Source organism: Neorhizobium sp. DAR64862/K0K3, assembly GCF_050500185.1.
Taxonomy (GTDB): Bacteria; Pseudomonadota; Alphaproteobacteria; order Rhizobiales; family Rhizobiaceae; genus Neorhizobium; species Neorhizobium soli.
In genome coordinates this window covers 1,148,342-1,170,777 of record NZ_CP191450.1, presented here as the reverse complement: position 1 = coordinate 1,170,777, position 22,436 = coordinate 1,148,342, and the positions used below count along the sequence as shown (strand labels likewise).

23 protein-coding genes are annotated in these 22,436 nt (G+C 59.7%); 9 read left to right on the top strand and 14 right to left on the bottom strand.

Translation table 11 applies throughout. The features are described 5' to 3' along the window. Positions 1-96: 96 nt before the first annotated feature. From ACQY1L_RS22270 to ACQY1L_RS22260, 3 genes are read right to left on the bottom strand one after another with little or no spacing between them, the layout of a single operon-like run. Positions 97-813 carry a Bax inhibitor-1/YccA family protein gene (locus tag ACQY1L_RS22270; protein WP_062458877.1) on the bottom strand — a complete coding sequence of 239 codons (717 nt, stop codon included), beginning with the start codon at positions 811-813 and terminating at the stop codon, positions 97-99. Positions 814-830: 17 nt separating this feature from the next. Beyond that, positions 831-1,601 (bottom strand): anti-sigma factor family protein, encoded by a 771-nt coding sequence (locus ACQY1L_RS22265; RefSeq protein WP_430244588.1) that lies wholly within the window; start codon positions 1,599-1,601, stop codon positions 831-833. Continuing rightward, entirely contained in the window at positions 1,594-2,136 is a 543-nt protein-coding gene (locus ACQY1L_RS22260) for a sigma-70 family RNA polymerase sigma factor (RefSeq protein ID WP_430244585.1), read from the bottom strand. The genes ACQY1L_RS22265 and ACQY1L_RS22260 overlap by 8 nt, the downstream gene beginning before the upstream one ends. Positions 2,137-2,585: 449 nt before the next feature. On the opposite strand from ACQY1L_RS22260, the gene ACQY1L_RS22255 reads away from it, so the two are divergent. The 8 genes from ACQY1L_RS22255 (at position 2,586) to ACQY1L_RS22220 (ending at position 11,020) form a co-directional block, all read left to right on the top strand. Continuing rightward, positions 2,586-3,383 (top strand): DeoR/GlpR family DNA-binding transcription regulator, encoded by a 798-nt coding sequence (locus ACQY1L_RS22255; protein ID WP_062458885.1) that lies wholly within the window; start codon positions 2,586-2,588, stop codon positions 3,381-3,383. Positions 3,384-3,483: 100 nt separating this feature from the next. Then, a complete protein-coding gene (glpD, locus tag ACQY1L_RS22250; protein WP_062458888.1) occupies positions 3,484-5,010 on the top strand; it encodes a glycerol-3-phosphate dehydrogenase in 1,527 nt (508 codons plus the stop codon). Between the two features lie 40 nt (positions 5,011-5,050). Continuing rightward, positions 5,051-6,124: an ABC transporter ATP-binding protein gene (locus ACQY1L_RS22245; RefSeq protein WP_062458891.1), complete on the top strand. Its 1,074-nt coding sequence runs from the start codon at positions 5,051-5,053 to the stop codon at positions 6,122-6,124. Between the two features lie 11 nt (positions 6,125-6,135). Next, a complete protein-coding gene (locus tag ACQY1L_RS22240; protein ID WP_092664253.1) occupies positions 6,136-7,206 on the top strand; it encodes an ABC transporter ATP-binding protein in 1,071 nt (356 codons plus the stop codon). 5 nt (positions 7,207-7,211) lie between these two features. Next, on the top strand, positions 7,212-8,078 hold the full coding sequence (locus ACQY1L_RS22235) for a carbohydrate ABC transporter permease (RefSeq protein ID WP_062576486.1): 867 nt from the start codon (positions 7,212-7,214) through the stop codon (positions 8,076-8,078). Positions 8,079-8,092: 14 nt separating this feature from the next. Then, positions 8,093-8,920 (top strand): carbohydrate ABC transporter permease, encoded by an 828-nt coding sequence (locus tag ACQY1L_RS22230; RefSeq protein ID WP_062576484.1) that lies wholly within the window; start codon positions 8,093-8,095, stop codon positions 8,918-8,920. 13 nt (positions 8,921-8,933) lie between these two features. Further along, positions 8,934-9,215 (top strand): DUF2160 domain-containing protein, encoded by a 282-nt coding sequence (locus tag ACQY1L_RS22225; RefSeq protein ID WP_062458904.1) that lies wholly within the window; start codon positions 8,934-8,936, stop codon positions 9,213-9,215. Positions 9,216-9,289: 74 nt separating this feature from the next. Continuing rightward, positions 9,290-11,020, top strand: coding sequence for an extracellular solute-binding protein (locus ACQY1L_RS22220; RefSeq protein ID WP_430244577.1), 1,731 nt, complete (start codon positions 9,290-9,292; stop codon positions 11,018-11,020). 134 nt (positions 11,021-11,154) lie between these two features. Here ACQY1L_RS22220 and ACQY1L_RS22215 read toward each other — a convergent pair whose 3' ends face one another. Continuing rightward, entirely contained in the window at positions 11,155-11,544 is a 390-nt protein-coding gene (locus ACQY1L_RS22215; RefSeq protein ID WP_209898359.1) for a DoxX family protein, read from the bottom strand. 366 nt (positions 11,545-11,910) lie between these two features. Then, complete coding sequence (locus ACQY1L_RS22210) at positions 11,911-12,084, bottom strand: hypothetical protein (RefSeq protein WP_165699857.1); 174 nt, start codon at positions 12,082-12,084, stop codon at positions 11,911-11,913. Between the two features lie 203 nt (positions 12,085-12,287). On the opposite strand from ACQY1L_RS22210, the gene gnd reads away from it, so the two are divergent. Then, a complete protein-coding gene (gene gnd, locus ACQY1L_RS22205; RefSeq protein WP_174197496.1) occupies positions 12,288-13,274 on the top strand; it encodes a phosphogluconate dehydrogenase (NAD(+)-dependent, decarboxylating) in 987 nt (328 codons plus the stop codon). Positions 13,275-13,354: 80 nt separating this feature from the next. Here the strand turns inward: gnd and ACQY1L_RS22200 are convergent, their stop codons facing one another. From ACQY1L_RS22200 to ACQY1L_RS22160, 9 genes are all read right to left on the bottom strand, one after another. Then, on the bottom strand, positions 13,355-14,866 hold the full coding sequence (locus ACQY1L_RS22200) for a S10 family peptidase (protein ID WP_430244572.1): 1,512 nt from the start codon (positions 14,864-14,866) through the stop codon (positions 13,355-13,357). A gap of 50 nt (positions 14,867-14,916) precedes the next feature. Next, a complete protein-coding gene (locus ACQY1L_RS22195; protein ID WP_430244569.1) occupies positions 14,917-16,032 on the bottom strand; it encodes an anhydro-N-acetylmuramic acid kinase in 1,116 nt (371 codons plus the stop codon). Between the two features lie 63 nt (positions 16,033-16,095). After that, positions 16,096-17,373: an L-fuconate dehydratase gene (locus ACQY1L_RS22190; protein WP_430244566.1), complete on the bottom strand. Its 1,278-nt coding sequence runs from the start codon at positions 17,371-17,373 to the stop codon at positions 16,096-16,098. A gap of 74 nt (positions 17,374-17,447) precedes the next feature. Beyond that, on the bottom strand, positions 17,448-18,179 hold the full coding sequence (locus tag ACQY1L_RS22185; RefSeq protein WP_184655233.1) for an SDR family oxidoreductase: 732 nt from the start codon (positions 18,177-18,179) through the stop codon (positions 17,448-17,450). Positions 18,180-18,204: 25 nt separating this feature from the next. After that, entirely contained in the window at positions 18,205-18,534 is a 330-nt protein-coding gene (locus tag ACQY1L_RS22180; RefSeq protein ID WP_092664237.1) for an L-rhamnose mutarotase, read from the bottom strand. Between the two features lie 11 nt (positions 18,535-18,545). Next, complete coding sequence (locus ACQY1L_RS22175) at positions 18,546-19,556, bottom strand: zinc-binding alcohol dehydrogenase family protein (protein WP_430244564.1); 1,011 nt, start codon at positions 19,554-19,556, stop codon at positions 18,546-18,548. Position 19,557: 1 nt separating this feature from the next. Continuing rightward, positions 19,558-20,379, bottom strand: a complete 822-nt coding sequence (locus tag ACQY1L_RS22170) for an amidohydrolase family protein (protein WP_430244561.1) — start codon at positions 20,377-20,379, stop codon at positions 19,558-19,560. A gap of 3 nt (positions 20,380-20,382) precedes the next feature. Further along, complete coding sequence (locus ACQY1L_RS22165) at positions 20,383-21,396, bottom strand: aldo/keto reductase (RefSeq protein WP_430244558.1); 1,014 nt, start codon at positions 21,394-21,396, stop codon at positions 20,383-20,385. Between the two features lie 74 nt (positions 21,397-21,470). After that, positions 21,471-22,412, bottom strand: coding sequence for an ABC transporter substrate-binding protein (locus ACQY1L_RS22160; protein WP_113165111.1), 942 nt, complete (start codon positions 22,410-22,412; stop codon positions 21,471-21,473). Between the last annotated feature and the right edge of the window lie 24 nt (positions 22,413-22,436).

Here is a 22,436-nt window from a genome sequence, read left to right as displayed (position 1 = left end):
GGCCGTCATTCGCGTGGTCACAGAAAAGCAGGGCGGAGTGATCCGCCCTGCTGGTCAAGGTCCGAAAGGTGTCTCGGAACCGGTTGGTCTTGTCGTCTATTCTTCGCGCTGGCCGGTGAAATTGAGCAGCAGCTGGAAGATGTTGACGAAGTTCAGGTAGAGTGACAGCGCGCCCATCACGGCCATTTTCTGCTGGCTTTCCTGATCGTAGTTTTCTGCATACTGCTGCTTGATGTTCTGGGTATCCCAAGCGGTCAGGCCGACGAATACGACGATACCGATCACCGACACGGCAAACTGCAGGGCGCTGGAGCCGAGGAAGATGTTGACGATCGAAGCGATCATCACACCGATCAGACCCATGATCATGAACGAGCCGAACTTGGCGAGGTCACGCTTGGTGACGTAGCCGTAAAGGCTGGTCGCGCCGAACATGGTGGCGGCGATAAAGAAGGTGCGGGCGATGCTTGCGCCGGTAAATACAAGGAATACCGAAGCAAGGGACAGACCCATGACGGCGCAGAACGCCCAGAAGGTCATCTGCGCAGAGGCGGCCGACATGGACTGGATCTTGAACGAGAAGAAGAACACGAAGGCGAGCGGCGCCAGCATCACCACCCACTTCAGCGGGCTGGAGAAGATCGGCACGTAAAGCGCCGGCGTGGTGCCGACGATGAAGGCGACGATACCGGTGATGACGAGGCCAAGCCCCATGTAATTGTAGATGCGCAGCATGTGCTGGCGAAGGCCTTCATCGAAGACTGCGCCGGATTGTGCTGTCGTGGCGCCCCAGCGCCGGTCGTTTTCATACATTCGGAATCTCCTGTTGATCAGTAAAGGGAATTCTTGAGAAGCTCGGCCTCGTCTGCGAGGCCGATATCGGTCGTGCTCGACACCACGGCGTAAGCCACGTCGCCGATCTGCCACCAGGCCGCTTCGGCCTTCGGCATATTCATGTCCTTGATCGGCTCGACCGCGAAATGGCCAGGTCGCACCGCATAGAGCGATACTCTGACGCCATCGGCCGTGCGCATACTTGCCTCGACGCTTGGGCCGTAGTCCGAAGGGAAGATCTGCACGTCGGTTACCTGCCAGCCCTTGGGCAGTTCTGGCATGACGATTGCCGTTGCGGCGCGGATGTCCTCCTGGTCGTAGGTCCTTGCTTCCGGCTGGGATGGCATTTTTTCGCGAACGAGCGACGTCTCGTGCGCCCGCACCGCGTTTTCGATCAGTGCCGGCGGCTGGACCGAAGCATTGACTTCGCTTGGACCAAACGGACCGATCGAGGAATTGGCAAACCATCCTGCCGAAACAAGCATGGCAATCGCCGCGACGCGTCTGAGAGCGGTAAAAGTACGCCGGCTTTCAAGGCTCGCGGAAAGTCGTCTCGCCGCCTCGCGGGTCTCCGTCCTGCCATGCACGGCGTCATCGGTGAGAGCGAGCTTCAGCGTCGTCCGCATTCCGAGATCTGCCATGACGCGTGCGGCGTCTTCCGGGTGGCTGGACAGGTAGTTCTCGACACGCAGGCGTCCCGCCGCGTCGAGCTGGTTGTCCACGTAGGCGTCGAGGTCATTCAGGACGACCGTTCCGGTCTCATTCATCTTTGCCTCCTACGATTTTCAGGTGGCCGCTACGCCCTTTGTCATCTTCCATGCTGCGCAGCCGAGCACGGGCCCTCGATATCCGCGACATCAGCGTGCCGACTGGAATACCCAACGTGTCGGCGGCTTCCTGATAGGACAGGTCTTCCACCGCAACGAGGTGCAGCGCTTCGCGCTGATCCTCCGGCAAGGTCATGAAAGCCTCGCGAACCTGCTGCAGGCGAACCGAATGTTCCTGCGCTGCCGGATAGGACGGCTCGGTTGCGGTCGAGCCATCATCGGCAAACAGGTCGTCGCGGCGACGACGGGCAAGGGCGCTGCGGCGACCGTCCAGATGCGTGTTGTGGACAATCGAGAGCAGCCAGTTCCGCAAATTTCCACCCGAGTGGAAGGTTGAACGCTTCTCATACGCTTTGACCAGCGCGTCATGCACCAGGTCTTCGGCGTCGACAGAGTTGCGCGCAAGCGAGCGTGCGTAGCGTCTCAACGCGGCAAGCTGTGCGATCACGTCGAATGAGCGTTTGTTCGGGTCCATACCTGCTTATACGAACGCCGGCCGGATTTTATTCCATTAGTCAGAAATTGTTTTCGTGATTTTTTGCCCTTCAAAGACGTAGGGCGAACCCTCGTTTTGACGGCGAAGCAAGGTATGCGTTTGACACATGGCTGCCCTGACAATTTCTGCCTAGAAAATGTGCGGGTTTAGCGTATCTTCCATCTTGTCGAAACGATTTACCTCCTCCCAAATCGTCAGACACGCAGAACCCTCCCTCCTCCTCCCAGAGGTTTCTGCAGCAGAGCACCGGCACTCCTCCTCCCAGCCGTTGCTCTCGTCTTTTGAAGAGCCTGCCGCACCTCCTCCCGCGGCGGGCTCTTTTCGTTTTCACCCTATGGCAACGTCCTCAGGCGACCTCCTTCGTAAAGGCTGTTGCCTGCGCGCGGCTTTTGTCTCAAAGTGAAAGAAAACGAAAGCACGGGGACGAGATGCATCTGACGGACAGGCAGGCAAGGATCGTCGAGGTGGCGAGGATGACCGGGCGGGTCCTGGTCGAGGATCTGGCCACTCAGTTCTCCGTCACGCCGCAGACGATCCGCAAGGACTTGAATGATCTCTGTGAGGCGGACGTCCTCAACCGCATCCATGGTGGAGCCACGTTTCCGCGCAGCATCGAGAACATGCGCTATGAAGCGCGCCGCCAGATCGCTGCCGTCGAGAAGCAGGCGATCGGCGAGGCCGCGGCAGCCCTCATTCCGGACGGAGCGTCCCTGTTCATCAACATCGGGACCACGACGGAGGCCGTCGGTGAAGCGCTGGCCGCCCACAAGGACCTTATGGTCATTACAAATAATATCAACGTTGCCAACAGGTTGAGAGTAGTCGACGATATCGAGGTCGTCATTGCCGGGGGTGTCGTTCGCCAGTCTGATGGCGGCATCGTCGGCGAGGCGGCCGTCGACTTTATCCGGCAGTTCAAGGTTGACTATGCGGTCATCGGTGCGTCGGCCATCGACCACGACGGCGCTCTGCTCGACTACGATTTTCGCGAAGTGAAAGTGGCGCAGGCGATCATTGCCAACGCCCGGCATGTGATCCTCGTGGCCGACTCGACAAAATTCGAACGAACGGCGCCGGTTCGTATCGCCCAGATCTCCCAGGTTCATACGTTCATCACCGACGCCTGCCAGTCCGAACTGATCCGTGATCTTTGCCATCAGACGAATGTTGCGCTGATCGAAACAGCCACCGCGGATGCTGCAACGCACGCGTCTTCTTTCGTTTGACATTCGAGATATTTTCACTCTAATGGGGTTAGCTTTCGATTTGCCGCTGCCGGCATGTCGAGCCGGGCTCTGTGAGGGGACAGGGCTTAGCGAGGGGATAATGAGTCAGGCAATTCACGACGTCTTTGTGATCGGTGGAGGGATCAACGGTTGCGGTATCGCGCGCGATGCTGTGGGTCGCGGCTATTCGGTCGCCTTGGCAGAAATGAACGATTTTGCTTCAGGCACGTCGTCAGGCGCCACCAAGCTTATCCATGGCGGGCTGCGCTATCTCGAACATTATGAATTTCGGCTGGTGCGCGAGTCTCTCATGGAGCGCGAAGTGCTCTGGGCAATGGCACCGCATATCATCTGGCCGATGCGCTTCGTTCTCCCCTATCACAAGGGTGGCGTTCGACCCGCCTGGCTGATCCGGCTGGGGTTGTTTCTCTACGATCACCTGGGTGGCCGCAAGCTCCTGCCGCCGACGGCAACGCTTGATATGCGCAAGGATCCGGCCGGCAAGCCTTTGAAATCGCTGTTTACGAAGGCCTTCGAATACTCCGATGGCTGGGTGGACGACGCGCGGATGGTGGTGCTGAACGCCCGTGACGCTGCCGACAAGGGCGCCCTGATCCTTCCGCGCACGAAAGTCGTTTCGGCGCGGCGCGAAGAGGGCATTTGGACGATTGTTACCCGAAGCACGGTCACCGGCTCCAGTCAGACCCACAAGTCTCGTATGCTGGTCAATGCCGCCGGCCCGTGGGTGGACCAGGTGATCCGCTCCGCCTTCGGCGAAAACGAAGCGCACCATGTCCGGCTGGTTCAGGGCAGCCATATCGTCGTCAAGAAGAAGTTCGACGACCCGCGCGCCTATTTCTTCCAGAACCCGGATAACCGGATCATTTTTGCTATCCCCTACGAAGAGGATTTCACGCTGATCGGCACGACCGATCGCGACTTCAAGGAGGATCCGAAGGACGTTCGAATCTCCGACGAGGAAACCAACTATCTCTGCAAGGCGGCGAGCGAGTATTTCAAGGAGCCGGTGCGCAAGGAAGATATAGTCTGGACCTACTCGGCTGTCCGACCGCTGTTCGACGACGGCGCCTCGAAAGCGCAGGAGGCGACCCGCGACTATGTGCTGAAGCTGGATACGGTCGGCCTCGGGGAGGGCGGAGCGCCACTTCTCAATGTGTTCGGTGGCAAGCTCACCACCTATCGTCGGCTTTCGGAACATGCGGTCGAAAAGATCGGCGAAGCCATCGGCGTCAAAGGCAAGCCCTGGACCGCTGACAGCCACCTTCCTGGTGGCGATTTCCCTGCCCGCGGCTACGAAAGCGAAGTCGCTGGGCTGAAGGCACGATATCCCTTCCTGACCGATCGCCATGCGCGTAGGCTGGTCCGGCGTTACGGTACGAGGGCCGCCACATTGCTCGGCAACGCTGCTCGAGCAGAGGATCTTGGGCATAATTTCGGCGGCGAACTCTATGAGGTGGAGGTTCGCTATCTTGCCGATCAGGAATGGGCGTTAAGCGCCGAGGACGTCCTTTGGAGGAGAACAAAGGACGGGCTACGGCTCGACGCTGACGAGAAGAGGGTTTTGGAGGAGTACATGGCCGCAATACCGGAAAGGATCGCCGGATAAGCGGCATGTGTTCCCGCTGTGAGGAGGCAGGGGAACAAGCATGTTGGAATTGCGAAAAGCTGCGAAAATGGTGGCGGGCGAATATCATATTCACCCGAGCGACCTTACGCTCGAGCGTGGCAGCCTGAATGTGCTGCTCGGTCCGACGCTTTCGGGCAAGACGTCGCTGATGCGGCTGATGGCTGGATTGGACCGGCCGACGGAGGGTGCTGTCTATTTCGATGGGATAGACGTGACCGGCATGCCGGTGCAAAAGCGCAATATCGCGATGGTGTACCAGCAGTTCATCAACTATCCGCTCCTGACCGTCTATGAAAACATAGCCTCGCCGATGCGCATTTCCGGCAAGGACAAGGCGACCGTCGACCGCGAGGTGCGCAAGGCTGCGGAACTCTTGCGGTTGACGCCCTATCTCGACCGTACGCCGCTGCATCTGTCCGGCGGCCAGCAGCAGCGCACCGCTCTTGCCCGCGCGTTGGTCAAGAACGCGAGCCTCGTGCTGATGGACGAGCCACTCGCCAACCTCGATTACAAGCTGCGTGAAGAACTGCGGGAAGAGCTTCCCAAGATCTTTGCCCAGTCCGGCGCAATCTTTGTCTATGCGACGACCGAACCTTCGGAAGCGCTGATGCTGGGCGGCAATACGGCAACCCTTTCCGAGGGCCGCATCACCCAGTTCGGGCCGACGATCGACATTTATAGAAGGCCGGCGGATCTGACGACCGCGAAGACCTTTGCCGATCCGCCGCTGAATTTCATCGAGGTGGTCAAGTCGGGTGGCGGGCTCCGCCACCGCGAAGGCGACGTTCTTCCCTTGCCTGCGCATCTCGGAACCATACCGGACGGTCCCCTGACGGTTGCGTTTCATCCACATCATCTGGGCTTCACGCAGCAGACCGAGAATTCGGCCCGCCTTGCCGCCCGCACGCAGATCTCGGAAATCACCGGTTCGGAAAGCTTCGTGCATCTTGAATATGACGGCGTGAAATGGGTGATGCTGGCGCCCGGCATTCACAACATTGATCCAGATACCGGCATCGAGGTCTTTCTCGATACCCGACATCTGATGGCGTTCGGCAGCGATGGCCGGGCAATCGCTGCGGCTGCGGCTTAGGGGGAAATATCATGGCACGCATCACCCTCGACCATATCCGCCACGCCTACGGCGCCAACCCTGTCGCCGACAGCGACTATGCGCTTCGCGAAGTTCATCACGAATGGAACGACGGTGGCGCCTACGCGCTGCTTGGCCCCTCCGGCTGCGGCAAGACCACGTTGCTCAACATCATCTCCGGTCTGCTGCAGCCGTCACACGGACGCATCCTGTTTGATGGAAACGACGTGACGGAAGTCTCGACACAGGGTCGCAACATCGCGCAGGTGTTCCAGTTCCCGGTTATCTACGACACGATGACGGTCTACGACAATCTGGCCTTCCCGCTGCGCAACCGCAAAGTACCAGAGGCCGAGGTCGACAAGCGCGTTCGCGACATGCTGGGGATCATCGATCTTGCCGATTGGGCAGATCGCAAGGCGCGGGGCCTGACCGCCGACCAGAAGCAGAAGATCTCGCTTGGCCGTGGCCTGGTGCGCAACGACGTCAACGCCATCCTGTTCGATGAACCGCTGACCGTGATCGATCCCCATATGAAATGGGTGCTGCGCTCGCAGTTGAAGCGGATCCACAAGCAGTTTGGCTTTACCATGGTCTATGTCACCCACGACCAGACCGAAGCCCTGACCTTCGCAGACAAGGTCGTCGTGATGTACGAGGGCGAGATCGTGCAGATCGGCACCCCTGCGGAATTGTTCGAGAAGCCCAGCCATACATTCGTCGGCTATTTCATCGGCTCGCCCGGCATGAACGTCCTGCCGGCGCAGCTGAATGAGCGGTCTGTCGTGGTCGGCAGTCAGCGGATGGACCTCAATGTGTCGCCGAAGACGAAGCTGGGCGACCGGATCGAACTCGGCATCCGTCCGGAGTTCATCCATCTCGGTCGAGAAGGCATGCCGGTGAAGATCAGCCGGATCGAGGATATTGGCCGCCGCCGCATCGTTCGTGCCGAATTCGAGGGAAAGCCGCTTGCGATCGTCGCCGACGAGAATACGGAAATTCCGGCGGAAGCCCGCGTGAGCTTTGATCCTGCAGGTATCAATATCTACGCCAATTCCTGGCGCGTCGGCGGGGAGGCGTGAACGGCATGGAAAAGACCTATAACAACAAGGCCTGGTTCTTCGTTCTTCCGGTGCTGCTGCTGGTCCTGTTTTCAGCGGCGATACCGTTGATGACCGTTGTGAACTACTCGGTGCAGGACACTTTCGGCAACAACGAATTCTTTTGGGCAGGCACTGGCTGGTTTACCGAAATCCTGAATTCGGATCGGTTCTGGGCGGCGTTGCAGCGCAACCTGCTGTTCTCTGTCATCATTCTTGCGCTGGAAATTCCGCTCGGCATCTTCATCGCGCTGAACATGCCGAAAAAGGGTCTAGGCGTCCCGGTCTGCCTCGTTTTGATGGCGCTGCCGCTGCTGATCCCGTGGAACGTGGTCGGCACCATCTGGCAGGTGTTTGGTCGCGTCGATATCGGCCTTCTCGGCCGGACGCTGGCAATCCTCGGCATCGACTACAACTATGTCCGCGATCCGATCGATGCCTGGGTCACCGTCATCGTGATGGATGTCTGGCACTGGACGAGCCTTGTCGTGCTCCTCTGCTATGCCGGTCTCGTGTCGATCCCGGATGCCTACTATCAGGCCGCGAAAATCGATGGCGCGTCGCGCTGGTCGGTGTTCCGATTTATCCAGCTTCCGAAGATGAAGCGGGTGCTGCTGATCGCCGTGCTTCTGCGCTTCATGGATAGTTTCATGATTTATACCGAACCCTTCGTCGTCACCGGCGGCGGGCCCGGCAACTCGACAACCTTCCTGTCGATCGATCTCGTGAAGATGGCGGTCGGGCAGTTCGACCTCGGGCCGGCTGCGGCGATGTCGATCATCTACTTCCTCATCATCCTGCTGATGTCGTGGATCTTCTACACGGTCATGACCAGCAGCGACAAAGACGCGTGAGGAGGACGGTTACAATGGCTCAAGTCAACACATTCAAGCCGGCGCGCAGCTACTCCTGGCTCGTCTCGACGATCTACATCATCTTCCTGCTGCTGCCGATCTACTGGCTGGTCAATATGAGCTTCAAGGAGAATGCCGAGATCACCGGCACCTTCTCGCTCTTCCCGCATAACCCGACGCTGCGGAATTACACAGTGATCTTCACCGATCCGTCCTGGTACAACGGCTATATCAACTCGATTATCTATGTGGGTCTGAACACGCTGATCTCGGTGGCGGCGGCACTTCCCGCGGCCTACGCCTTCTCGCGCTACCGGTTTCTCGGCGACAAGCACCTGTTCTTCTGGCTGCTGACCAACCGGATGGCGCCACCGGCGGTCTTTGCGCTGCCATTCTTCCAGCTCTATTCCGCCTTCGGACTGATCGACACGCATATCGCCGTGGCACTCGCCCACTGCCTGTTCAACGTCCCGCTGGCCGTCTGGATCCTTGAAGGCTTCATGTCCGGCGTGCCGAAGGAAATCGACGAAACAGCTTATATCGACGGCTATTCCTTCCCGCGCTTTTTCGTGAAGATCTTCATGCCGCTGATCGCGTCCGGCATCGGCGTCGCGGCCTTCTTCTGCTTCATGTTCTCGTGGGTCGAACTGCTGCTTGCCCGCACGCTGACGACGACTGCCGCCAAGCCGATTTCGGCCATCATGACCCGCACCGTGTCGGCGTCCGGCATGGACTGGGGCGTTCTGGCAGCCGCCGGCGTGCTGACGATCGTGCCGGGCGCGCTCGTGATCTACTTTGTCCGCAACTACATCGCCAAGGGCTTTGCCCTGGGTCGGGTCTAGAGGGAGAACGCACATGAGTTTCTCATGGATGGCCTGGACGCTGCCGACGACGCTTTTCTTCGTGACCATCTTCGCCTTGATTGCAGCGATGGGCATCTGGGAGTATTTTTCTCCGGGGGGAGCGCCACGGGTTGGGATCCTGCGCTTCGAGACAACGCGGGGGGACCGGCTCTTCATTTCGCTGCTTGGTGCAGCATTCATCAATCTCGCATGGTTGGGGCTAATCGGCCCCAATCTGTGGTGGGCTCTTGCCCTCGCTGTGGTCTACGCCGTCGGCGTATTCCGCTTCGTCTGAGGGCAAGTCTAAAATCGGCGCACGGGAGGACTGGCGCCGAAACGAAATCGCAATCGCAACTCTGGGAGGACATTATGCGACGGCATCTTTTGACAACAACAGCAGGCCTATTGCTGGCACTGGCAGGCACGGCTCACGCCGGCATGAACGAGGCGAAGCAGTTCCTTGACAAGGAAATCAAGGACCTCTCTTCCCTCTCGCGTGCCGAGCAGGAAAAAGAGCTGCAATGGTTCGTCGACGCGGCGAAGCCTTTCTCCGGCCTCGACATCAAGGTGGTCTCGGAAACGCTGACCACGCATGAATACGAATCGAAGGTGCTGGCGCCAGCCTTCACGGCGATCACCGGCATCAAGATCACCCACGACCTGATCGGCGAAGGCGATGTCGTGGAAAAGCTGCAGACACAGATGCAGTCGGGCGAGAACATCTATGACGCCTATGTCAACGATAGCGACCTGATCGGCACGCATTGGCGTTACCAGCAGGCCCGTTCCCTGACGGACTTCATGGCGAAGGAAGGTAAGGACGTTACCAATCCCGGCCTCGATCTCGACGACTTCATCGGCCTGAAGTTCACCACCGCGCCCGACAAGAAGCTCTACCAGCTTCCGGACCAGCAGTTCGCCAACCTTTACTGGTTCAGGTACGATTGGTTCAACGACGCCAAGAACAAGGCTGATTTCAAGGCCAAATACGGCTACGACCTCGGTGTTCCCGTCAACTGGTCCGCTTACGAAGACATCGCGGAATTCTTCACCGGCCGTGATATCGGCGGAAAGAAGGTCTTCGGCCACATGGACTACGGCAAGAAGGACCCGTCGCTCGGCTGGCGCTTCACCGATGCGTGGCTTTCGATGGCTGGCAACGGCGACAAGGGTCTTCCGAACGGTCTGCCGGTCGATGAATGGGGTATCAAGGTCAACGAAAAGTCACAGCCGGTCGGCTCCTGCGTCGCGCGCGGCGGTGACACCAATGGTCCTGCCTCCGTCTATTCGATCCAGAAATATCTCGACTGGATGAAGGCCTATGCACCGCCAGCTGCCCAGGGCATGAACTTCTCGGAATCCGGTCCTGTCCCCGCGGGCGGCGAAATCGCTCAGCAGATGTTCATGTACACGGCCTTCACCGCCGATATGGTGAAGCCAGGCCTGCCTGTCATGAACGAGGACGGCACGCCGAAATGGCGTTTCGCGCCAAGCCCCCACGGCGTTTACTGGAAAGACGGCATGAAGCTTGGCTATCAGGACGTCGGTTCCTGGACGCTGATGAAGTCCACGCCCGATGACCGCGCAAAGGCGGCCTGGCTCTACGCCCAGTTCGTCACGTCCAAGACCGTCGACCTGAAGAAGAGCCATGTGGGCCTGACGCTGATCCGCGAAAGCTCGATCCGCCATCAGAGCTTTACCGATCGCGCACCGAAACTCGGCGGCCTGATCGAGTTCTACCGCTCGCCGGCGCGTGTTCAGTGGTCGCCGACCGGCACCAACGTTCCTGATTATCCGAAGCTCGCACAGCTTTGGTGGCAGGCGATCGGGGATGCTGCATCGGGTGCCAAGACGCCACAGTTGGCAATGGACTCGCTTTGCGCCGAGCAGGAAAAGGTGCTCCAGCGTCTGGAACGCGCTGGCGTCCAGAAGGACATGGGTCCCAAGCTCGCAGAAGAGCATGACCTGGCCTACTGGAACAAGGATGCGGTGGCCAAGGGCAATCTGGCTCCGCAGCTGAAGATCGAGAACGAAAAGGAAAAGCCGATCACCGTCAACTACGACGACCTGGTGAAGAGCTGGGCTGACGCAAAGAAGTGATCTGACCGATCAAGGCTCCCGAAGGGGAAGCGGCGGCAAGAGACGACCGCGCCGAACATCATCGGCGCGGTCGTTTCGCGTTCGTCACTGTTGCGGACACACGGCAGAGCCTCCCAACCTGCCTTGATCCGGTCCTATGCCTTTTTCAGCTTGGCATCGACACTGAGCGGTCCGGCTCCGGACGTGACGAAATACAGGAACACGAAGCAGAGCACGGCAGCAGCCATTCCGCCGTTTTCGGGCGGGAAAATGCTTTTGGGAAAGTGGCTGATGAAGTAAGCCGCGGCCATTAGTCCGGACAGGAGGAATGCCGCTATCCGTGTCTGGAAACCGACCAGGAAGAGGAAGCCGCAGACAAGCTCAAAGAGACCCGCGATCCAGGGCAACGAGCCCGTGGGCGGCATGAAGGTACCGGCGTGGAAATGAAAGATTTTTGCCATGCCGAAGGAGAAGATGACAAGGCCGACGGCAATACGCAGGATGCTGAGAAGAACAGGCTGGTAAGCCTGGATTTTGTTGACCATTGGGAAGCTCCGTTAAATGTCGATGCTCTTCTGACATCGACCAAACGAAGGTCAACTGCACGTCTTCGTGAAACAGTTATGGAATGCGCGAGACCTCTAGAGCGCCGAAGCGTCTTCTCAAATGGTGACCGCGTTGACGATCATCAAAACGGGGACACAGCCCAAGGCAATTGCCCCAATCCAGGCCATCAGTATCTTTATGAAATACCGCTGCTGCATAAAGATCTCGTTGTATTCGTGAAGCATTAAGCACCCCTACGCCGTTGAAGGGAATGAACCACCTCTTCAGAAGCGAGTCGAGTGCAGCCTTGCAACAGACTGAATCAGACGTATACGCGGACCACGTCCTCCAACGATAAAGTCAATTCACTGCAGGTTGAGAGGCAGTTGAATCCCCTTGGGAACATGCGGCTTGCGAAGATTGGCAATCTCGATCCGTCCATAGATCTCCTTGCGTTCCTTGTCATGACGTTCCCTGAGCGCCTTCGACTGAGCCACGAGGGCAAGAGCACGGGCGACGACCTCTTCAGTTCTCTGCATGGCGTTCTCCTCGATGTTCTTCCTTTGTTCTCATTTTCGCTGAAGGTTGTCAACAGTCTTTTCTTCCCGTGCCTAGGCTGGCGGTTTCGGCGCATCTGCTGTGCATGTCTGCACGTGTCAATTTCTGAACGAACTGATATGCCTCATCTCAGTCGGGCCTGATGGTTCGGACCCACAACATGGTTTTTCGGAAGGGAAACGGAATGCAGATCGGAATGATAGGCCTCGGCCGTATGGGCGCCAATATGGTGCGACGGCTCCTGCGTGATGGCCATGAGTGTGTGGTATTCGATGTCAGTCAGGCCAATGTCGAGGCTCTGGAGCGGGAAGGGGCCGTGGGCGCCACCTCGCTGGAAGATATGGTCGCAAAGCTCGCGAAACCGGCCACCGTTTGGCTGATGTTGCCGGCGGCGATCACCGACCAGACGATCGAGAAGCTCTCGGGTGTCATGGCGGCGGGCGACGTGCTGATCGACGGCGGAAACTCCAACTACCAGGACGATATCGATCGCGCAGGGCGTCTTTCGGGCATCGGCCTCGACTATATCGATGTCGGCACGAGCGGTGGCGTCTGGGGTCTGGAACGCGGCTATTGCCTGATGATCGGCGGACCGGATGAAGCGGTGAAGCGCCTCGATCCGATCTTCCTTTCGCTCTCCCCGGGAGCCGGCAAGGAAGCACAGCGGACCTCGGAACTTGGCTATATCCATTGCGGCCCGGCAGGATCAGGTCACTTCGTGAAGATGGTCCACAACGGCATCGAATACGGCATGATGGCGGCCTATGCCGAAGGCCTCAACCTGATGAAGTCTGCCAATATCGGCAAGGTGGCACGTAGCGCCGATGCGGAAACCAGCCCGCTCGCCAATCCGCACTACTATCACTACGATCTGGACGTGGCCGAAATCACCGAAGTCTGGCGTCACGGCAGCGTCGTTTCGTCGTGGCTGCTCGATCTTCTCGCCGGCTCTCTGCACAACGATCCGACGCTTGACGCCTTCAGTGGTCGAGTTTCGGATTCCGGCGAGGGACGGTGGATGATGAAGGCCGGTATCGATACCGGCGTGCCGCTTCCGGTCCTGTCGTCCGCTCTCTTCCAGCGCTTTTCGTCGCAGGGTCACGAGCAGTATTCGAACCAGGTTCTGTCGGCGCTTCGGGCAGCCTTCGGCGGCCACTCCGAAAAGAAATAGGCTGGGTCATATCCCATACGAAATCCGGCACCCCTGGGGTGCCGGACTCTTTTGAAAAGCTCGATAGACCGGGCTTATTCCTATTCTACCGTCTTTGTCTCGTAGAACGCTTTCGCATCGCTCAGGAATGCCGCCCTCGACGACGGGTTGGTATAGAACATGTGGCCGCCGCTATAGGTCTTCAGTTCTGCCCGGCCGGCTGCCAACTGTGTCGGCAGATGATCAATCACGTAGCGGCTCACACCATAGGGTGTCAGCGCATCGCTGTGACCATGCGCGACCAGCAGGCGGAAGGATGGGATGACCGACAGCAGGTCGCGGATATCCGTCGACGCGCTGGCGAGCGCGCGAGCATCGCCGCCCCGGCTGCCATTCCATTCCCACCGGCGGTTCACATCCTCGTTCAAAAGCGAGTAGGTCATGTCGCTCGAAAACTTCAGCTCGCCTTTCGCATAGGAGGCAAAGGCTGCACTGTAGGCGCGGGTGTAGCCTTCCAGAATGGGATCGTCATTGCGCCCATACGCGTCCTCGGGATAGGCGTCCGGCACGGCGTAGGATGCATCATAGGGGCTGACGACCCGACCCGGTCCGCCCATCTGCTTCCCGTAGACATCGCCGACGAGGCCTCGCGTTCTGGAAACAACATCTTTCGGGATACCCGTGAGACCAGCAAGCTTTCCATAGAAAGCCTCGGCTTCTTCGCCCGTCGGAGCAGCACCCGCCACTGTCGGAAGATAATCGCGCAACGCGAAACGTTCGGCTTCGGCGAGCTTTTCAGGCGTGAAGCTTTTGGTACGCTCCATCTCGGCTGCCGCAAGCGAGGGCAGTTGCAGTGCGGCGCTCAGCGGATCGTCGGAATTTGCGAGGAACCGGCCTTCGATAAACGGCGAGAGCATGATGATGCCGGAGGGGATGATGCCCTGGCTATTCTTCATCGCGATCGCGACTTTCGCCGCGCGGAACCCGCCATAGCTTTCGCCGACCAGATATTTTGGTGCATTCAGCCGGTCGTTCTTCTGGACGTAGAGCGAGATCACCTTGGCAAGGCTGTCGGCATCCTGACTTACGCCGTAGAAATTCTTGGCAATGTCGTCGCTGGCGGCGCGGCTCCACCCGGTGCCAACCGGATCGATCATGACAAGATCGGTAAATGCCAGCCAGCTTTGCGGATTGTCCCTGATCTGCGGTGTAGTTCCGTCGTTGCCGTTCTTGCCGAATTCGATGATCCGCGGGCCCAGCAGCCCGAGATGCAGATAGGCCGATGCGGCACCCGGGCCGCCGTTGAAGGCGAATGTGAGCGGACGACCCGGCGTGCGATCCTTGGCGATATAGGCCGTGTAGAAGATCTTGGCCGTTCGATTGCCGTCCTGGCCGAACAGGTCAAGCGTCCCGGCGGTCGCTGTATAGGGCAGATCGGCGCTGCCCTCGGTTTTGAGAACGTGCTCGGTCGTGCTGTCATCGGGGATAAGCCCGAATATGCCGGGGGGCTGTTGCGCCACGGCTGGGGCGCAAAGCGCAAGAAGCACCAGGATGGATGCAAGGATCCGGTAAAGACGCAAAGCTGTTTCCTCCGTGACGGCTATGTCAGTCATGTAGGGCGGCAAGACCCATCCGGGAAACTCAATTCCGCTTGAGGCTCAAGTCAGCCCGCCAGTCGTCCGCCCTGCAGAGGCCTTGGCGCACCTGTCGTCGTCGGAAAGCTGATCGGCAGACCGCGTAGCACGCGTACGGCGAGGAATGCGAACAGTTCCGCCTCGACGGCATCGCCCCGCCAGCCGAACTCGTCCGCGGACATGGCCTCGACGCCGGCGCGCTGTTTTAGCATCGCCATGATCGTCGGGTTGCGACGTCCGCCACCGGCAACGATCAGTCGCTTCGGACGTCTCGGCAAAAGGTCGAGCGCCTTGCCGACCGTCGATGCGGTGAAGGCCGAAAGTGTAGCCGCGCCGTCTTCGGGCGAAAGCCCGTCGGCCATTGCCGCGGTAAACGAATAGCGGTCGAGCGATTTCGGGTAGGGCGCCGTCATGTACGGATGCTGAAGCAGGCGGGCCAGGCGCTCCTCATCGACCTTGCCCGAAGCACCAAGCGCTCCGTCCCGGTCCATCTCGCCAAGACCGAGCGACTTGATGAAATCGTTGAGCGGGGCGTTGGCCGGGCCGGTATCAAAGGCGATCACCAGATCCTCGCCATCCCACCAGCTGATATTGCCGACACCGCCGAGGTTGAGAACGGCGCTATCTCCCGATCGATCGACGCCACGCAGCAGCGCCGCGTGATAGACCGCGGCAAGCGGTGCGCCCTGACCACCGGCGCGAACGTCCGCGGTTCTGAAATCATAGGCGACCTTGCAGCCCAGGATCGACGCCATCAATTCGCCATCACCGAGCTGCCGCGTGTCGCCGAGGCGTTCCCGGGTCGGTGCACGGTGGAGAACGGTCTGGCCGTGAAAGCCGACAATGTCGATATCGGCCATCGTCATGCCGGCGCTTTCAACAAGATCCTGCACTGCGCGCGATTGCGCCCGCGTCAATGCCTCCTCGGCCACGGCGAAGATCGCGGGCTCCGGTCCTTCGAATTCCCAGACGCGCGCTTGGGCGAGCGTTTCCTCGAGAAGAGACCGGATCTCGGGCGGATAGGGCGCCAACGTATAGGCGCCTGCTGTCTCCACCGTTTCGCCGTCGGTCTTCAAGAGCGCAACGTCGATATTGCCGTCGAGGACGGTCCCGGTCATCAGGCCGACGGCCCAGATTGGCTCCATTGGAGATCCCCCTCGAGTTCAAGCGACGCAACTACCCGGGAGTAACAGAGACCGCCATCGCCCTCAACGTCCGAAGCGGAATTCCTCAAGCGTCTCTGCCTTCATCTCGATCGAGAAGCCGGGCATTTTCGGCGGCATATAGGCGGCGTTCTCGATGACGCAGGGTTCGAGGAAATGCTCGTGCAGGTGATCGACATACTCGATGACGCGGCCTTCCATCGTGCCGCACACCGCAACGTAGTCGATCATCGAGAGATGCTGGACATATTCGCAAAGGCCGACGCCGCCGGCATGCGGCCAGACCGGGAGGCCATATTTGGCGGCAATCAGCAGGACGGAGAGAACCTCGTTCAGCCCGCCCATGCGGCAGCTGTCGATCTGCACGATATCGATCGCACCCTCGGCGATGAACTGCTTGAACATGATACGGTTCTGGCACATCTCGCCAGTGGCAACCTTCACCAACCCGATCGCCTGGCGGATCTTTCGGTGACCGGCAATGTCATCCGGGCTGGTCGGCTCCTCGATGAAGAAGGGCTTGGAGAACGCGAGCTTGTTCACCCAGTCGATCGCCTGGTCGACCTCCCAGACCTGGTTGGCATCGATCATCAGGTAACGGTCCGGGCCGATCACCTCGCGCGCGATGGTCAGACGGCGAATGTCGTCCTCCAGATCGCGACCGACCTTCATCTTGATATGATCGAAACCGGCATCGATCGCTTCCTGGCAAAGCCTGCGCAGCTTTTCGTCGTCATAGCCAAGCCAGCCGGCGGAGGTCGTGTAGCAGGGATAACCCCTGCTTTCCAGAATGGCGATCCGTTCCGACTTCCCGGCCTCGGCTTTTCTGAGAATGGCAAGAGCCTCGTCGCGGGTGAAGACGTCGGTCAGATAGCGATAGTCGATGATATCGGCGATCTCTTCCGGCGACATGTCTGCCACCAGCCGCCAGACCGGCTTGCCTTCTTCCTTGGCGAGCAGATCCCAGAAGGCGTTGACGACGGCGCCGGTCGCAAGATGCATGGCGCCCTTGTCCGGGCCGATCCACCGCAACTGGCTGTCGCCTGTGAGGTGCCGCCAGAATTTACCCGGATTGGCCTTCATCACCTCCGTATCGGCACCGACGACAAGGTGGCGCATCGCCTCGATCGCCATGCAGCAGATGTCGTTGCCGCGGCCGATCGTGAAGGTGAGGCCGTGTCCCTTCAGCGCCGGAGCGTCGGTTTCGAGGATCACATAGGCGGCCGAATAATCCGGATCCGGGTTCATGGCATCGGAGCCGTCGAGGCTCTGCGAGGTCGGAAAGCGCAGGTCGACAACCCGCATATCGATGATTTTGGCCATGGCTAGTCCTTCCGCTGGTCGGCGGTTCAAGATGATCGGGTTGTGCGCCGTCTAGGACGGCAGAGGAATAAGGCTCAGATCGTCCAGCCGCCATCGATGGCGAAGGCTTGTCCGCTCGTATAGGTGGCCGTTGCAAGGTAGACGGCGAGATCGGCGATCTCTTCCGGCGAACCAAGTCGACCCATCGGCTGGCGGGCGATGAAGGCGGCGCGGGCGGCATCATAATCGCCCTGGGCGCGCATGCGGTCCTGAAGCGACGGGCTTTCCACTGTGCCCGGGCAGATCGCATTGCAGCGGATGCCTTGCGTCACGTAATCGGCCGCGACCGATTTGGTCAGTCCGATCACAGCTGCCTTGGTCACACCATAGGCGAAACGGTTCGGCACGCCCTTCACGCTGGAAGCCACCGAGGCCATGTTGATGATCGCGCCATCCCTGCGCTCCAGCATGCCCGGCAGCACGGCACGGATCGTGCGGATCATGGCCCGCACGTTGAGATCGAAGGCAAAATCGAGATCGCTATCCGGCATCTCCAGCACCGAACCGGCGTGCACGACGCCTGCGCAGTTGAAGAGCACGTCGACCTGACCGATATCAGAGACGCAGGCCTTGACCGCGTCCTCGTTCAGCACGTCGAGCTTTGCCGTTGTCAAGTTGTCGAGCTTCGGCAACTCGGAAAGAGCCGTCTCGTTGATATCGGTGGCATGAACCTTGGCGCCTGCCGCGATGAAGGCAAGCGCACTGGCGCGGCCGATCCCCTGACCCGCCGCGGTGATCAGAACTGTCTTGCCATTCAGATTTGCCATCGACTTCAACTCTCCTCTCTGCATGTCAGTCATGATGGAAAACTTCTTCCATCATCGCCCACCATTCACCTTCAGCCCGCGTTTCCAGGGGCTTCTGGCAGGGAATGGTAAAGGCCCACCATTCCTGGTTCTTCTCATTGGCCGCCATCCGCGCCATGTCGGCTGCGAAATCGGTGCCGTGATATTCCCATGTGCCGAACAGGAGGTTTTCCGGTTCGCGCAGGAAGATCGTATAGTTCCTGATGTTGCAGCGGGAAATCAAGTCGAGGATTTCCGGCCATACCGCCGCATGCAGTTCCCGATACTTGGCAAGCATCTCCGGCTGCACGCCGATCATCATTCCCATGCGTTGCATGACTTTACTCCTCAGGCGACTTCGATGAGCGCCTTGACCACCGCCTGCGCGGGGTCGGTCAGCTTGGAAAACCGGTCCGGGACCTCTGAGAGGTGCATGCGGTGCGTAATCAAGGCGTCCGGCACCTCACCAGCGCGCATCGCGTCCATCACCCGCTCGAAGTCTGTGATCGTCGCGTTGCGGCTGCCGAGAAGCGTCGTTTCGCGTTTGTGAAACTCGGGATCCGAAAAGCCGATCGTGCTGGAGACGATCGACACCAGGACATAGGTGCCGCCATGCCCGACAAAGGAGAAGCCGCGCTCCATCGCTTTCGGGTTACCGGTCGCGTCGAACACCGCGTCGAAAAAATCGCCATTGGTGATCGCGGAAAGCTGGTCGGCGTCATCAGCGGAAAGCGCGACCGTGGACGTAATGCCCAACTGGCTCTTGGCGAACTCCAGCCTGTCTTCACGACCGTCGATGACAGTAACCTCGGCACCTTCCAGCTGCGCAAAAATTGCGACCGACAGACCGATCGGGCCGGCCCCGACGACGAGAACCTTCTGACCGTTTTCGACCCGTGCGCGGGCGACGGCATGTGCGCCGATCGCCAGAAACTCGACCATGGCAGCCTGATCAAGCGTCAGTCCGTCTGCCTTCACCGCGAACTGCTCGGGAATGCTCAGATATTCCGTCATGCCGCCATCGCGATGGACGCCGAGCACGCCGATATTGCGGCAGCAGTTGGTCTTGCCCTTCAGGCAGGCATTGCAGTGGCCACAGGAAATGTAGGGGATGATCGAGACGATATCGCCGACCTGAAGCGAGCTTCCCTCAGGCGCTTCCTCGACGGTTGCCGCGAGTTCGTGACCCATGACGCGCGGATAGGAAAGATAGGGCTGCTTGCCGGTGAAGATATGCAGGTCGGTACCACAGACGCCGATACGGCGGACCTTCAGAAGCACCTCGCCTTCGCCACGTGCGGGCTTGTCTCGCTCGATCGCCGAAAGTTTGCCCGGTTCATCGCATATGATAGTCAGCATCCTAGATCTCTTTCAGTCGATAGAAACGTTTGGCATTGCCGCCGAAGACGGCCGGATGGTGCTCTTCCGGGACGATGTCCAGGCACTGTTTGAGCCACGCACCATATTCCCCGGCAAGTCTCAGGACAGGCCAGTCGCTGCCCCAGATGACGCGATCCGGTCCGAACAGGTCGAAGATCGTTTCCGCATAGGGGCGCACGGATTGCGGCTTCTGGTCTCCCGCTTCGGTCAGAAGGCCCGATAGCTTGCAATGGACGTTCGGTTGAGCCGCCAGCGCTTTCATGCGGGCATACCAGTCGATAAACCGTCCCTCGGCGATCGGCGGCTTGGCGCCGTGGTCGATGACGATCTGAAGTTTCTGATGGCGTCGGGCGAAGTTGCAAAGCGGTGCCAGATGCCTTGGAAGCACAAGCGCATCGAAGACGAGGTCGTGTTCGATCATTGTTGCGATACCGGCGTCCAGCGCGGGATCGTCGATCCACCGGTCGTCGGCCAAGTCCTGCAGCATCGGGCGGAAACCCTTCAGCTTACTGTGCCTTGCCAGCTGTCCGATATTCTCTCGCACATCCGATGCTTTCAAATCCGTCCAGCCGACCACGCCCAGGATGAAAGGGTGGTTGTCGGCCAGATCCAGCATGAACTGCGTATCGGCTTGCGTCTCCATCGTCTGCACCAGCACGGTGCCATCGACGCGGGCCTCTTCCAGCAACGGCCGCAGGTCGTCCGGCAGGAAATCCCTGTGAATGGCAGCGAGCTCCGACCCCGGCCATTGGCCTGCCCGGTCGGCGATCCGCCAGAAATGCTGGTGGGCATCGATTCGCATCGATCAGGCTCCGATGCCGGGAAGTGGTGTGCCTTCGGCCAGAAGCCCGCTTTCCCTCAGGCGCGACCAGAATGAGGCGGGAATCTCCTCGGCAAACCAGTCGACATTCGAGGTGATCTGTTCGGCATTGCGGGCGCCGGACACGATCGTCGCGACCGCCGGATGCGCCAGCGGAAACTGGAGTGCCGCAGCCTGAAGGGTCACGCCTTCTTCCTCGCAGACCGCCCGCAACTGCTCGACACGGGCGAGGATCTCAGCCGGCGCTTCGGTATAGTTGAACTTCTTGTTTCCGGCGAGAAGCCCGGAATTGAACGGACCCGCGGCAACGATCGCCACACCTTGCTTCGCGCATTCATCCATGAAGGCAAGACTTTCCTGTTCGAGCAGCGTGTAGCGACCGGCCAGCATCGTGCAATCGATGTCGAAAACCTTCATCGCGTCGGCGACGACTTCCCATTCGTTGACGCCGAGGCCGACAGCCTTGGTCGACCCTTCATCCCGCAATTTGCCCAGCGCCTTGAAACCGCCGCCATCGGTCAGTTGCTGCCAGTAGTGATCGTGGCGGTCGCCATGCGTCATGCGACCAATATCGTGAATATAGAGGATGTCCGGCTTCAGAATCCCAAGGCGCTGCTGGCTTGCGTCAAAGGACCGCAGAATGCCGTCATAGCTGTAGTCGTAGACAGGACGAAAGGGCAGGGGCTCGGCGTAGCCGTCCTCTTCCGGACCAACCGTCTCATCCGGCGTCATGACGCGCCCGACCTTGGTGCTCAGAACATAGTCTTCGCGGGGAAGATCGGTCAGCATCGTTCCAAGGCGGCGTTCGGAGCGGGTAAAGCCGTAGAAGGGTGCGGTGTCGAAATAGCGGATACCGGCATCCCACGCGGACTTAAAAGCGCCAGCGGATTCCGCATAGGGCGTGACGCGATAAAGGTTGCCCATCTGGGCGCAGCCGAGGCCGATCAGCGTCACATCCAAATCGACACGCGGGAATTTGCGGGTATCACTGGCGTCCATCGGGCAACCTTCATTTTATCACTGCAGAGAAAGACGATACGCGCCATTCGCGACGCGTATCGAGGCGGGGAGGCTTAATAGAGAACGTTCTTGGCTTCCGGCTTATCGATATTGTCCTTGGTGACGACGACGACACCCGTATCGACAAACTTCTCGACCTTTTCCTTTTTCAGGAGCTTGGAGATCGTCTTGACGCCGAGATCGCCCATCTGGAACGAGCCCTGGACTGCGATCGCCTGAAGCGTGCCGTCCTTGACGAATTCCTGCAGGTCCTGGTTACCGTCGAAACCGATCGCGACAAGCTTGCCCGATTTGCCGGACTGCTTGATGGCGCGGCCCATGCCGATTGCCGTCGGCTCATTGGCGCCGAAGATGGCCTTGAGGTCGGAATTGGCGGCCAGAACGTCCGTGGTCTGGTTCAGCGCCGTCGCCATCTGCGACTGCGAGTAGAACGGGCCGACGATCTGGAGCTTCGAGTTGGCCTTGATATAGTCGGTGAAGCCACCAACACGGCCGATCTCGGAACCGGCGCCTGCCACATAGGACATGACGGCGATCTTGCCTTCGGTGCCGACCTTGCCAATCAACGCCTTGGCAGCCAGTTCGCCGGCCGTCTTGTTGTCGGTTGCGAGGAACGACTGGTAATACTGTTCCGAGCCCTTGCTCAGCATCGAGTCAACGATCACGACCGGAATACGGGCTTCCCAGGCCTTTTTCACGGCCGGGATCAGCGCGTCCGGATCGGACGGCGCAAGCACGATGCCGGCCACGCCGCGGTTAACGGCATTTTCGACCATGTTGACCTGGTCAGCGATGGCGGATTCCGATGCCGGACCCTGGAAGGTCATCGTATTGCCGGCGCCGACTTCCTTCATGGCGGCATCAGCGCCCTTCTGGACGTTCTGCCAGAAGGTCGAGTTGACGGTCTTGACGATGACGGCGATCTCGGCTGCCTGTGCAGAGGCCGCACCCAAGATCAGCGCCGAGGCAAGCAACGCGGTTGCTAGTTTCTTCATGTTCAATCCTCCTCAAACGGACGG